The sequence below is a fragment of the Roseobacter fucihabitans genome (assembly GCF_014337925.2).
Classification (GTDB): Bacteria; Pseudomonadota; Alphaproteobacteria; order Rhodobacterales; family Rhodobacteraceae; genus Roseobacter; species Roseobacter fucihabitans.
In genome coordinates, this window is sequence record NZ_CP143423.1 from 1,228,999 (window position 1) to 1,242,033 (window position 13,035).

The 13,035-nt window shown below is 58.5% G+C and carries 9 protein-coding genes; 7 read left to right on the plus strand and 2 right to left on the minus strand.

The features are described from left to right. Positions 1 to 4: 4 nt before the first annotated feature. Genes nuoL through ROLI_RS06220 form a run of 6 tightly spaced genes read left to right on the plus strand, consistent with a single transcriptional unit; the run spans position 5 to position 8,364 of the window. Complete coding sequence (gene nuoL, locus ROLI_RS06195) at positions 5 to 2,104, plus strand: NADH-quinone oxidoreductase subunit L (protein WP_187428657.1); 2,100 nt, start codon at positions 5 to 7, stop codon at positions 2,102 to 2,104. Next, entirely contained in the window at positions 2,104 to 3,645 is a 1,542-nt protein-coding gene (locus tag ROLI_RS06200; protein WP_187428656.1) for an NADH-quinone oxidoreductase subunit M, read from the plus strand. Before nuoL ends, ROLI_RS06200 begins: the two co-directional genes overlap by 1 nt. A 13-nt stretch (positions 3,646 to 3,658) precedes the next feature. Beyond that, complete coding sequence (nuoN, locus tag ROLI_RS06205) at positions 3,659 to 5,104, plus strand: NADH-quinone oxidoreductase subunit NuoN (RefSeq protein ID WP_187428655.1); 1,446 nt, start codon at positions 3,659 to 3,661, stop codon at positions 5,102 to 5,104. A 43-nt stretch (positions 5,105 to 5,147) separates the two neighbouring features. Then, positions 5,148 to 5,906 carry a biotin--[acetyl-CoA-carboxylase] ligase gene (locus ROLI_RS06210; RefSeq protein WP_187428654.1) on the plus strand — a complete coding sequence of 253 codons (759 nt, stop codon included), beginning with the start codon at positions 5,148 to 5,150 and terminating at the stop codon, positions 5,904 to 5,906. Between the two features lie 12 nt (positions 5,907 to 5,918). Further along, positions 5,919 to 6,692, plus strand: coding sequence for a type III pantothenate kinase (locus ROLI_RS06215; RefSeq protein WP_187428653.1), 774 nt, complete (start codon positions 5,919 to 5,921; stop codon positions 6,690 to 6,692). 4 nt (positions 6,693 to 6,696) lie between these two features. Next, positions 6,697 to 8,364 (plus strand): ribonuclease J, encoded by a 1,668-nt coding sequence (locus ROLI_RS06220; protein ID WP_187428652.1) that lies wholly within the window; start codon positions 6,697 to 6,699, stop codon positions 8,362 to 8,364. A 182-nt stretch (positions 8,365 to 8,546) separates the two neighbouring features. Here ROLI_RS06220 and ROLI_RS06225 read toward each other — a convergent pair whose 3' ends face one another. Beyond that, on the minus strand, positions 8,547 to 10,025 hold the full coding sequence (locus tag ROLI_RS06225) for a DEAD/DEAH box helicase (RefSeq protein WP_187428651.1): 1,479 nt from the start codon (positions 10,023 to 10,025) through the stop codon (positions 8,547 to 8,549). Positions 10,026 to 10,279: 254 nt separating this feature from the next. Beyond that, complete coding sequence (locus ROLI_RS06230; protein ID WP_187428650.1) at positions 10,280 to 11,887, minus strand: peptide chain release factor 3; 1,608 nt, start codon at positions 11,885 to 11,887, stop codon at positions 10,280 to 10,282. A 366-nt stretch (positions 11,888 to 12,253) separates the two neighbouring features. Here ROLI_RS06230 and ROLI_RS06235 point away from each other — a divergent pair, with 366 nt between their 5' ends. Then, positions 12,254 to 13,033, plus strand: a complete 780-nt coding sequence (locus ROLI_RS06235; protein ID WP_187428649.1) for an SDR family oxidoreductase — start codon at positions 12,254 to 12,256, stop codon at positions 13,031 to 13,033. The last annotated feature ends 2 nt before the right edge of the window (positions 13,034 to 13,035 follow it).

The window sequence follows — 13,035 nt, forward strand, 5'->3', positions numbered from 1 at the left end:
GATCATGGAAACCATCATCCTCTTTGCCCCGCTCCTTGGCGCGCTTCTGTGCGGTTTCGGCTGGAAAGTCTTCGGTGAGGCGGCGGCCATGTGGATCGCTACGGCGCTGCTGTTTGTTTCCGCGATCTTGTCCTGGGTCGTGTTCCTGAGCTTTGACGGCACAACCGAGCAAATCCAGATTTTGCGGTTCATTGAAAGCGGGACGCTCTCAACGGATTGGGCGATCCGCATGGACCGGCTCACCGCGATCATGCTGGTGGTGATCACGACGGTCTCCAGCCTCGTACACCTTTATTCCTTTGGCTACATGGACAAGGACCCGCAGTGGAAAGAGGGCGAAACCTATAAGCCGCGCTTCTTTGCTTACCTCTCCTTCTTCACCTTCGCGATGCTAATGCTGGTCACAGCCGACAACCTTGTGCAGATGTTCTTTGGCTGGGAGGGCGTGGGCGTCGCCTCCTACTTGCTGATCGGGTTTTATTACCGCAAACCTTCCGCCAATGCGGCTGCGATCAAGGCCTTTGTGGTCAACCGCGTGGGCGATTTCGGCTTTGCGCTGGGAATTTTTGCGCTGTTTTTCCTCACTGACAGCATCAATTTTGATGATGTCTTTGCCGCAGCACCTGACCTGGCTGAAACGCAACTGACGTTCCTGTGGGGCGAATGGAATGCGGCCAATCTGATCGCCATGCTGCTGTTTATCGGCGCGATGGGGAAATCGGCACAATTGCTGCTGCACACCTGGCTGCCCGATGCGATGGAAGGGCCGACGCCGGTTTCCGCGCTGATCCACGCCGCGACCATGGTGACGGCGGGTGTTTTCCTGGTCTGCCGCATGTCCCCGATAATGGAGTTCGCGCCCGAAGCCATGGCCTTTGTGACCGTCATCGGTGCGACAACGGCGTTTTTTGCCGCCACCGTCGGTCTGGTGCAGACCGACATCAAACGCGTGATCGCCTATTCGACCTGCTCGCAGCTGGGCTACATGTTCGTTGCCGCAGGCGTTGGCATGTATTCCGCCGCCATGTTCCACCTCTTCACCCATGCATTCTTCAAGGCGATGTTGTTCCTCGGTGCGGGCTCTGTGATCCACGCGATGCACCACGAGCAGGACATGATGAACTACGGCGGGCTGCGCAAGAAAATTCCCTATACCTTTGCCGCCATGATGATTGGGACGCTGGCTATTACCGGCTTGGGTATTCCGGTCTGGATCTTCACGCTGGGCGATATTCCCATCGGTTTCGCCGGGTTCCAATCCAAGGATGCGATTGTGGAAAGCGCCTATGCCGCTGGAACGATGTATGGCTTCTGGGCGCTGGTGATTGCGGCGCTGTTTACCAGTTTCTACTCCTGGCGGCTGATGTTCCTGACCTTTTATGGCAAGCCGCGTGGCGACAAACACACCCATGATCACGCGCATGAAAGCCCCATGACGATGATCCTGCCCTTGGGCGTTCTGGCGCTTGGTGCGATTTTCGCGGGTATGGTGTGGTACGGCTCCTTTTTTGGTCACACCGATAAAGTCGCCAAATTCTACGGCATCCCCTACGCCGAAGCGGGCGCGCATGGCGAAGAGACCACCGCAGCAGAAGACAGCCACGGCGAGGCCAAGGAAGGCGAACACCATTACGCCTTTGCCGGGCAACCGGGAGAGGGTGGTATATATATGGCCCCCGACAATACCTTGCTCGATGATGCGCATAAGGTGCCTTATTGGGTGAAAACCTCGCCTTTTGCCGCAATGTTGATTGGTTTCCTGACCGCCTATTGGTTCTACATCAAGAACCCTTCCTTGCCGGGTCGATTGGCACAAAACCAGCGTCCGCTCTATCTGTTCCTCAAGAACAAATGGTACTTTGACGAACTTTATGACGTAATCTTTGTCGGGCCGGCCAAATGGATCGGGCGAATGCTGTGGAAGCGTGGCGACGGCGATGTGATTGACGGCGGATTGAACGGCGTCGCGATGGGGATCATCCCGTTCTTCACCCGGCTCGCGGGGCGCGCGCAATCCGGCTACATCTTCACCTATGCCTTTGCCATGGTAATCGGCATTGCCGTGCTCGTGACCTGGATGACGATGAGCGGGGGGGCAAACTGATGGACAACCTTCTGTCGATTGTGACCTTCATCCCCGCGATGGCGGCCTTGATCCTTGCGGTTTTCCTGCGTGGAAATGATGAGGCGGCCAACCGCAACGCCAAATGGCTGGCGCTGGCGGCGACTTCCATGACCTTCCTCGTGTCGCTGTTCATCCTGGCCGGGTTTGACCCCAATGATACGGGTTTCCAGTTTGTGGAACAGGCACCTTGGCTCTTGGGCCTGCAATACAAGATGGGCGTGGACGGTATTTCCGTGCTCTTCGTCATGCTGACGACCTTCATGATGCCACTGGTGATCGCGGCCTCCTGGAACGTGGAAAAGCGGGTCAAGGAATATATGATCGCCTTCCTGCTGCTGGAAACGCTGATGCTTGGCGTGTTCATGGCGCTCGATCTGGTGCTGTTCTATCTATTCTTTGAGGCCGGTCTGATCCCGATGTTCCTGATCATCGGGATATGGGGCGGGGCGAACCGCATCTATGCGAGCTTCAAATTCTTCCTCTACACTTTCCTCGGCTCGGTGCTGATGCTGGTGGCAATGGTGGGCATGTTCTCCGACGCGGGCACCACGGATATCGAAGTGCTGCTGAACCACCAATTCGCCTTTGAGACCTTCTCCATCGCGGGCGTGACCGTCGTGGGCGGCTTGCAAACCCTGATGTTCCTGGCCTTTTTCGCCAGCTTCGCGGTCAAAATGCCGATGTGGCCGGTGCATACATGGCTGCCCGATGCCCACGTGCAGGCCCCGACCGCGGGGTCGGTCGTGCTGGCCGCGATCTTGCTGAAATTGGGGGGTTACGGCTTCATCCGCTTTTCCCTGCCGATGTTCCCGGTGGCGGCGGAAATCTGGTCGCCGATGATCCTGTGGCTCTCCGCGATTGCGATTGTCTATACCTCGCTGGTGGCGCTGGTGCAGGAAGATATGAAAAAACTCATCGCCTATTCCTCCGTCGCCCACATGGGCTTTGTGACCATGGGCATTTTTGCCGCCAATCAACAGGGTCTGGACGGCGCGATTTTCCAGATGATCAGCCACGGGTTCATTTCCGGCGCGCTCTTCCTCTGCGTCGGCGTGATTTATGACCGGATGCACACCCGCGATATTGACGCCTACGGGGGCCTCGTGAACCGGATGCCGGCCTATGCGCTGATCTTCATGCTGTTTACCATGGCCAATGTCGGTCTGCCGGGCACCTCAGGGTTTGTCGGCGAATTCCTGACGCTGATGGCGGTTTTCCAGGTCAACACATGGGTGGCGGCTGTGGCAACGACGGGCGTGATCTTCTCTGCGGCCTACGCGCTCTGGCTCTATCGCCGGGTGGTCATGGGCGATTTGATCAAGGAAAGCCTGCGCTCGATCACCGACATGACCCCGCGCGAGCGCTGGATATTTGCGCCGCTCGTGGTAATGACGTTGTTGCTTGGCGTTTATCCGGCGCTGGTTCTGGACATCACCGGACCCGCCGTTGCGGCGCTGGTCGGGAATTACGATACGGCGCTGGCCGCGGCTGAGGCCGCCTCCCAGTTGGCTGCGAATTAAAGGACGTAACACTATGGTATCCGCTGATTTGACACTCGTGCTGCCGGAGATCCTGTTGGCGGTTTACGCCATGGTGATGCTGCTGGTCGCTGTTTACACGTCAAAGGACGGGCTGGCCTCGACCATTTTGTGGATGACGGCGGCGGTCATGGCAGCCCTTGGCGTTTGGATCATGACAACGGGCGAGGGTGCGGCAACCGCCTTCAACGGCATGCTGATGCTGGACGGTTTCGCGCGCTTTGCCAAGGTCACGATCCTGCTCTCGGCGGCCGCCGTACTGATCATGTCCGAAGGCTATATGAAATCGCGCGGCCTGCTGCGGTTCGAATATCCCTTGCTGGTTGCGCTCAGCGTGGTTGGCATGATGGTCATGGTCTCGGCCAATGACCTGATGGCGCTTTATATGGGGCTGGAACTGCAATCTCTGGCGCTTTATGTGGTCGCCTCTTTGCGCCGCGATTCGGTGAAGTCGACCGAAGCGGGCCTGAAATATTTTGTGCTTGGTGCTTTATCCTCCGGTCTGCTGCTTTACGGTGCCTCGCTGGTTTACGGATACGCAGGCACAACGCTCTTCTCCGGCATTATCGAAACTGCGCAGCATGGGGATGTCTCGCTCGGCCTGCTCTTCGGTCTGGTTTTCCTGATCTCGGGCATGGCCTTCAAGGTCTCCGCCGTGCCGTTTCACATGTGGACACCGGACGTCTATGAGGGCTCGCCGACCCCGGTGACTGCCTTCTTCGCCACGGCCCCAAAGGTCGCGGCCATGGGGCTTTTCGCCCGCGTTCTGCATGACGCTTTCGGCAATGCGATCCAGGATTGGAGCCAGATCGTGGCGCTCCTGTCGGTGCTGTCGATGTTCCTTGGCGCGGTTGCAGCCATCGGCCAGACCAACATCAAACGTCTGATGGCGTTTTCGTCCATCGCTCATATGGGCTATGCGCTCATGGGGCTGGCCGCCGGTACCATGCTCGGCGTGCAGGCGATGCTGATCTATATGGCGATCTATGTAACCATGAATGTCGGGACATTTGCGTTCATTTTGATGATGGAAAAAGACGGTCAGCCCGTTACGGATATCGCGGCGCTGAACAATTACGCCAAACGTGAGCCGGGCAAAGCGCTGGCCATGCTGGTGCTGCTCTTCAGCCTCGCGGGTGTGCCGCCAATGCTCGGCTTTTTCGGCAAGTTCTACGTGCTGCGCGCCGCCTATGAGGCCAATCTGGCCTGGCTCGCAATTGCAGGCGTGATCGCCTCGGTGATCGGTGCCTATTATTACCTGCGTATCGTATTCTACATGTATTTCGGCGACGAAAGCCAAGAGGGCCTAGATGCGGGTGGCAACACCACCGTGCTTTGGGGCTTCCTGATGGCATCGGCGGCAATCATGATGCTGGGCATCGTCAATATGTTCGGCGTGGAAAGCGCGGCGGCGGCGGCGGCGGCCACGTTGGTCAACTGATCGGCGTGTTTCACGGTCTTCGTGACGGGATTGGTACGCGTTGATGAGCACAGACTGGCCCGCTGGATATGGGCGCATCATCCGTGATAGCGTACGGTCTACGCTGGATGAAGCCCTGCTGCTGGCGCCGGAAACACCCGGTGCGTTCTGGGTTCTTGCACATCACCAAACCTCAGCACGTGGACGGCGTGGTCGTCCCTGGTCCATGCCGAAGGGCAATTTTGCTGCAACGCTTTTGCTGCGCCCGGATGAGCCTCCCGGTGTTGCGGCGCTGCGTTCTTTTGTGATGTCGCTGGCGCTTTTTCGCACGCTTGCCGATGTAACAGCGATGCCAGAGAATTTTGCAATGAAGTGGCCGAATGATGTGCTGCTTGAGGGGGGTAAACTCGCCGGTATCCTGCTGGAAAGCACGGGTCAGCGCGGGCGTATTGGTCCGCTTGCCATTGGGGTCGGGGTCAACCTGCGAGCGGCACCGTCAGCCCATGAGGTGGAGGAGGGGGCGTTAACCCCCGTTTCCCTGATGGATCGGACCGGCATCACGATTACCCCCGAGGCGTTCCTGGATATATTGGCTGCCCACTATGCCGGGCTTGAAACGCAGTTCACGCAATATGGTTTCGCCCCGATCAGAACCGCCTGGCTTGCCCATGCCGCCCGTCTAGGCACAAAGATCACCGCCCGCACCGGGCGCGCCGAAATGACAGGTATCTTTGAAGATGTAGACACGGATGGTAATCTGATGCTGCGCGAGGCTGCGGGTCTGCGCAGAATCGCGGCGGCGGATGTGTTTTTTACCCCATGAAGGAGGGTGGCCATGCTCTTGGCGATTGACTGCGGAAACACAAATACCGTCTTTGCGATTTGGGACGGGGAACAATTTCTGGCCTCCTGGCGCACCGCGACGGAGTGGCAGCGCACGGCGGATCAGTATTACGTCTGGCTGTCGACCCTGATGAAACTGCAAGGCATCGACGCGCAGATCACCGATATGATCGTGTCCTCGACGGTGCCACGGGTGGTGTTCAACCTGCGCGTTTTGGGGGATCGGTATTTCAATACACGCCCTCTTGTCGTGGGCAAACCCGATTGCCTGTTGCCCGTAGACGTGCGCGTGGACCAGGGCACCGCCGTTGGGCCGGACCGGTTGGTTAATACGGTGGCGGGATATGATCTTTACGGCGGCGATCTGATCATGGTGGATTTTGGGACGGCCACAACATTCGATGTGGTGGACAGTGACGGGGCTTATATCGGCGGGGTGATCGCGCCGGGTGTGAACCTGAGCCTTGAGGCCTTGCATCAGGCCGCCGCCGCCTTACCGCATGTGGATATTACCAAACCACAGGCGGTTATTGGCACCAATACGGTTGCCTGCATGCAGTCGGGTGTTTTTTGGGGTTATGTCGGGCTCGTGCGTGAGATATGTGCCCGTATCAAGGCAGAGCGTGATCGAGAGATGCGCGTGATATCAACGGGGGGGCTGGCCCCGCTTTTCCAGCAGTCCGAAAAGCTGTTCGACGCTTTTGAGGATGATTTGACAACGCACGGTCTGACCGTGATTCATAAATACAACAAGGATAACGCTTAATCTTATGAGCAATGAACGATTGATTTACCTCGCGCTGGGGGGCGCGGGTGAAATAGGCATGAATGCTTATGTCTATGGGTATGGTCGGCCGGGCAAGGAACGCCTGATCGTGGTGGACCTTGGTGTGGCTTTTCCGGATATGGACACAAGCCCCGGGGTTGACCTGATCTTTGCCGACATCTCATGGTTGGTGGAACGGCGCGACAGGATCGAGGCGATTTTCATCACCCACGCGCATGAAGACCACGTCGGTGCCGTCGCCCATACCTATGAGAAGCTGAAAGCGCCGATCTATGCGCGCAAATTCACTGCCAATATCGCACTGCGCAAGATGCAGGAACATGGCCATCCCAATGATGCGGTGACGGTTGTGTTGCCCTGGCCTCAGACCGTAAAGGCCGGGCCGTTTACGGTGGGTTTCCTGCCGATGTCGCATTCGATCCCGGAAAGCTCCGCGATGATCATCGACAGCCCCGAGGGCCGCGTGATCCATTCGGGCGATTTCAAGCTGGATGAAACCCCACTTGTGGGCGAACCCTTTGATCCTGACGTCTGGGCCGAGGTCAGCAAGGATGGCGTCAAAGCGCTGATCTGTGACAGTACAAATGTGTTTTCGCCCAATCCGGGCCGCTCGGAGGCAACGCTGGGTCCCGACATCACCAACCTGGTGCAGAGCGCCAAGGGTATGGTGGTTGCGACCACATTTGCCTCCAACGTCGCACGGGTCAAAACCCTCGCCGAGGCCGGTGTGCGCGCGGGCCGCTCCATCGTCTTGATGGGCCGTGCGATGAAGCGCATGGTTGAGGCCGGGGTGGAAACGGGCATATTGACCGATTTCCCCTCCACTGTGCCACCGGAGGATGCAAAATCCATTCCGCGTGAAAACCTGATGCTGCTGGTGACGGGTTCTCAGGGTGAACGGCGGGCGGCTTCGGCGCAGCTGGCGCGCGGGAAATATCAAGGGATGGAGATGAAGGAGGGGGATCTGTTCCTGTTTTCCTCCAAGACTATTCCCGGTAATGAAAAGGGCGTCATTCGCATCATCAATGCGTTTTCCGAATTGGGCGTGGATGTGGTGGATGACAGCACGGGGCTTTATCACGTGTCGGGCCATGCGAACCGGCCTGATCTGGAGCGGCTGGCATCCATCGTCAAACCACAGGTTTTGATCCCGATGCACGGCGAACACCGACATCTGCGTGAGCACGTTAAAATCGCCAATGGCAATGGGATGACGGGTGTTTTGGCGGTCAACGGCATGATGGTGGATCTGTCGGGCAACCAGCCGACGATTGCGGAATATATCGAAACCGGGCGGACCTATATCGACGGATCGGTGCAGATTGGTGCAATGGATGGCGTGGTGCGCGACCGGATCCGTATGGCGTTGAACGGCCATGTTGTGGTCACCGTGATCCTGGATGATGCGGATGAGCCTTTGGGTGACCCCTGGTGTGAAATCAAAGGCTTGCCTGAAACCGGAACCAGCCGCACGTCTTTGGTGGAGGTGATGGAAGCGGACCTTGGTCAGTGGCTAGGTCGGGCGGGGGCCAAGATTCTGCGTGATGATGACAAGTTGAACGAGGGTCTGAAACGGGTCGTGCGTCAGAGCGCGTTTGACGAGATCGGGCGTAAGCCGGAAGTCACGATCGTGGTCAGCCGGTTGAGTTAGACCGGTTTGCGGTGTTGCGGCGCGGGGAAGGTGGCCTGAAAGCCCACCTTACGGGCACGCACCGCGCCTGACGCGGTTTCCGCCACGACACGAAATTTTTGCCCGTTGATCATCGAATTGTTCGGGTAGCCAGGCCAAAGCGGGTCTTGTTTCGCGTTCGCCCAAGGAGAACGGGGCGCAGATCAATGCGCCGCGCTGCGTTCCTTGAAGCTGAGCCCAATAAATTCGGGGGTGTGATCGCCCAGGCCGACGATCTTGTTGCCGCCGCGATCGTTGTCAGAAGATCGGCCCCGACCAGAGGATCGGCTGCGATTGTTGCGTTTTGGCTCTTCCGCCACGGGTTCGGGTGCCGGCGGTGTGCTTTCCGCCACCTGTTGTTCTGTGGGTTTGGACACTTGCTCCTCAACCTGGGCCGCCTTGGGTGCATCGTCTTTCTTGCGGATGCGCGACCGCGTGCGTTTGGGTTTTTCCTCCGGAGTTTCGGCGGGGGCCTCGGCCTCTTGAGTCCCTTGCGCGACCGGATTGTCGAGACGCGGGATTTCCCGCTGCACCAGACGTTCAATATCCACCAGGTTCTTTTCGTCGCGCGGAATGCAAATCATGATCGCTTTGCCATCCCGACCCGCACGCCCCGTGCGCCCGATCCGGTGGACATAATCCTCTGCATGGCTTGGCACGTCAAAGTTGAACACATGGCTCACCGCAGGCACATCAAGCCCGCGCGCGGCCACATCAGAGGCCACGAGAAACCGCAATGTGCCTTCGCGGAAGCCATCAAGCGTGCGCGTGCGCTGGCTTTGATCCAGATCTCCGTGGATCGGCGCGGCGTCATAGCCGTATTTCGTCAGCGATTTGGCGACGATGTCCACATCGACCTTGCGGTTGCAAAAAACGATCGCATTGGTGCATTTATCGCCCTCTGCGTCGATCAGCCCGCGCAAAACCTTGCGCTTTTCGGTGGCTTCACGGTCCTTGCGGCTGCCCTTGAACATGACCACGCCCTGGGTGATGTTCTCGCCGGTCGTGGCCTGGCGCGCGACTTCGATCCGTTCGGGCGCGGAGAGGAACGTATTGGTGATCCGTTCGATTTCAGGCGCCATCGTGGCGGAGAAAAACAGCGTCTGGCGCGTGAAAGGAGTGAGGCCGAAAATGCGTTCGATATCCGGGATGAACCCCATGTCGAGCATTCGGTCAGCCTCATCCACGACCATCAGTTTCACATCCGACAGAATCAATTTGCCGCGTTCGAAATGATCGAGCAACCGACCCGGTGTCGCGATCAGGACATCCACGCCCTTATCGATCAGCGTATCCTGTTCCTTGAAAGACACGCCCCCGATCAGCAGAGCCTTTGTCAGCTTCAGATGTTTGGAATAGGTGTCGAAGTTTTCCGCCACCTGTGCGGCGAGTTCGCGCGTTGGGCAGAGCACCAGAGAGCGCGGCATCCGCGCCCGTGCGCGTCCGCGTGCCAACAGGGTGATCATTGGCAAGACGAAGCCCGCGGTTTTGCCGGTACCGGTCTGGGCGATGCCCAACACGTCTTTTCCCGCCAGCGCGGGTGGGATGGCACCGGCCTGGATGGGTGTAGGGCTTTCATAGCCCGCTTCCTGAATGGCTTTCAGGACTTTAGGATTCAGGTTTAGGTCAGAAAATTTTGTCATATGTGTCCGTGGTTGGCGGACATCTTTTGGCCCGCATCAGCGTTCATATCGGCCCGCATGGCCCAAGTGGAGACTTTGTCGCGATATGCTGCGCGTATCTAACAACAAGTCTTGTCAGCGTCAAACAGATGCGTGTCGGATCGCTGAATTCGTTGAAAACCTTCAAGGTAATACGCGCCTAAGTTGAAGTGATAGTTGAGATGCCCGGTGTGCGTTGCAAATCGCAAGGCCTGGCTGCAACAGGCTGTCGTGGCTCAGACCATCATTTCCTTTGTCGCGGTCAGGGTCACATCCGGGTAATCACGCGCCACCCGGTCAATGTCCCATTGCAGACGTGTCAGGTAGACAATGTCGCCGTCATGATCGAAGGCAATATGTTGCTTGTTGCTTTCGGTAAACTTGTCAACGGCCTGTTTGGCACCGCTGACCCAGCGCGCGGACGTGAACTGGGACGCATCAAAGCGCACGGGCAGGCCGTATTCCAGCTCGATCCGGCTGGCGAGCACTTCGAATTGCAACTGGCCGACAACCCCGACGACGAACCCCGACCCGATGGAGGGCTTGAAGACCTTCGCCGCCCCCTCTTCGGCAAATTGCATCAGGGCTTTTTCAAGGTGCTTGGCCTTCATCGGATCACCCGCGCGTACCCCTTGCAAAAGTTCGGGTGCAAAGGACGGAATACCGGTGACGCGGATCGTTTCGCCCTCGGTAAGCGTATCACCAATGCGCAATTGCCCGTGGTTGGGAATTCCGATGATGTCGCCCGCCCAGGCCTCTTCGGCCAATTCGCGGTCAGAGGCCAGAAACATGACCGGATTGGTGATCGACATCGGCTTTTTTGAGCGCACATGCGTGAGCTTCATGCCGCGCAAGAAATGCCCGGACGCCAGACGCACAAAGGCGACACGGTCGCGGTGTTTTGGGTCCATATTGGCCTGCACCTTGAAAACGAAGCCTGACACTTTGGTTTCTTCGGGCAGGATCTGGCGCGGCTGTGCCGATTGGATTTGCGGTTCCGGACCGTAGGTTGCGATCCCCTGCATCAATTCCTTGACCCCAAAGGAGTTGATGGCAGAGCCAAACCAGATCGGTGTGAGTGAGCCTTCATGCATCGCCGCCATATCCAGGGGCGGGAGCAATTCGCGCGCCATCTCCACGTCTTCGCGCAGTTTTTCAAGAAGGGCTGCGGGCACATGGTCGGCCAGTTTCGGGTCATCCAACCCGTTGATCTCAATCGATTCTGCGACACGGTTGCGATCCGCGCGGTCCATCAATTCCAAGCGATCCCGCAGCATGTCATAGCAGCCCAGAAAATCGCGACCCACCCCGATTGGCCAGCTTGCAGGCGTGACGTCAATGGCGAGGTTTTCCTGAATTTCGTCGATGATCTCAAAGACATCGCGGCTCTCGCGGTCCATCTTGTTACAAAACGTCAGGATTGGCAGGTCCCGCATGCGGCAGACCTCGAACAGCTTTTGCGTCTGGCTTTCCACCCCTTTGGCCCCGTCGATCACCATGACCGCCGCATCCACGGCCGTGAGCGTGCGATAGGTGTCTTCGGAAAAATCCGAGTGGCCCGGCGTATCCACAAGGTTGAACCGGAACTCCTTGAAATCAAAGGACATCGCAGAGGCGGAGACCGATATACCGCGATCCTTCTCCATTGCCATGAAATCGGAGCGCGTACGGCGTGCCTCGCCTTTGGCGCGCACTTGACCCGCCATCTGGATCGCGCCACCAAACAGCAGGAATTTCTCTGTTAGTGTGGTTTTCCCCGCATCCGGGTGGCTGATGATCGCAAACGTGCGACGCCGCGCAATTTCGGGCGGCAAAGCGGGGCGGTTTTGGGGTGTGTCCAACATGAATGCGCATATAGCGAGGCGCAAGCGGCGCGGCAAGCACGCAGACAAGCGCGATCCGGCGCGATATGCGCGTAAGGTGGGCTTTCAGGCCACCTTCCTTTCCACCGCAGCCGCGGGGAGCCGCCGGGCCGTGGAATCATGGAATTCAAAATGACCCGCACACCCGGCTTGCCGATCTTCGCAATCGACCCCCACGGGTTTACCCGATTGTGACGCGGCCCCAGCGCAAGACGCGCCGGTTCATGGGCCGATCGCTCCATAGGTCCTCAACACCAAGCGGCACATCCATTCCGCCAGCTGTGTTTTACTGGTCAGCCTCGCATCTAGGGTGATAGAGATGCGTTCAAATGCAACAAGGGCGATGACATGGATTTGGGAATTAAAGGCAAGAGAGCGATCATTTGTGCATCCTCCAAAGGCTTGGGTTTGGGATGCGCCGAGGCGCTTGCAGCCGCGGGATGCGATCTGATCATGAACGCGCGCGGCAGTGTCGCGCTGGAGGCCGCCGCGCAAACCATTCGCGCGCAGCATAATGTCAAGGTGGAAATCGTTGCCGCCGACATCGCCAGTGAGCAGGGGCGCGCAACCGTGCTTGCCGCCGCGCAAGACGCGGATATTCTTGTTAATAATGCTGGCGGGCCGCCGCCGGGCATGTGGCATGACTGGGACCGCGACGATTTCATCAAGGCGCTGGATGCCAATATGCTCGCGCCGATCGCGATGATCAAAGCCCTGGTGCCGGGCATGATGGAGCGGGGCTGGGGACGCGTGGTCAATATCACCTCGCAATCGGTCAAGGCACCGATCCCGCAGCTGGGTCTGAGCAATGCCGCGCGCACGGGTCTTACGGGTTATGTCGCGGGCACCAGCCGCCAGGTCGCGGGTTCGGGCGTGACGATCAACAACCTCTTGCCGGGCATCCATGCCACCGACCGGGCCGAGGCTCTCGACGGCCCCATCGCCAAGCGCGAGGGCATTTCGATGGAAGAAGCACGCGCGCGGCGTGCGGCGAGCATTCCGGCGGGTCGTTATGGTACGCCACAGGAATTTGGCGCGACCTGCGCGTTTTTATGTTCACAGCATGCCGGTTTCATCGTGGGGCAGAATATCCTGTGCGATGGTGGCGCGACCAACGCGACGATCTGATC

What these genes read in the sequence shown, in the direction of transcription:
- nuoL (WP_187428657.1), top strand. Translation starts at nt 5, where the DNA reads ATGGAAACCATCATCCTCTTTGCCCCGCTCCTTGGCGCGCTTCTGTGC.
- ROLI_RS06200 (WP_187428656.1), top strand. Translation starts at nt 2,104, where the DNA reads ATGGACAACCTTCTGTCGATTGTGACCTTCATCCCCGCGATGGCGGCC.
- nuoN (WP_187428655.1), top strand. Translation starts at nt 3,659, where the DNA reads ATGGTATCCGCTGATTTGACACTCGTGCTGCCGGAGATCCTGTTGGCG.
- ROLI_RS06210 (WP_187428654.1), top strand. Translation starts at nt 5,148, where the DNA reads ATGAGCACAGACTGGCCCGCTGGATATGGGCGCATCATCCGTGATAGC.
- ROLI_RS06215 (WP_187428653.1), top strand. Translation starts at nt 5,919, where the DNA reads ATGCTCTTGGCGATTGACTGCGGAAACACAAATACCGTCTTTGCGATT.
- ROLI_RS06220 (WP_187428652.1), top strand. Translation starts at nt 6,697, where the DNA reads ATGAGCAATGAACGATTGATTTACCTCGCGCTGGGGGGCGCGGGTGAA.
- ROLI_RS06225 (WP_187428651.1), bottom strand. Translation starts at nt 10,025, where the DNA reads ATGACAAAATTTTCTGACCTAAACCTGAATCCTAAAGTCCTGAAAGCC.
- ROLI_RS06230 (WP_187428650.1), bottom strand. Translation starts at nt 11,887, where the DNA reads ATGTTGGACACACCCCAAAACCGCCCCGCTTTGCCGCCCGAAATTGCG.
- ROLI_RS06235 (WP_187428649.1), top strand. Translation starts at nt 12,254, where the DNA reads ATGGATTTGGGAATTAAAGGCAAGAGAGCGATCATTTGTGCATCCTCC.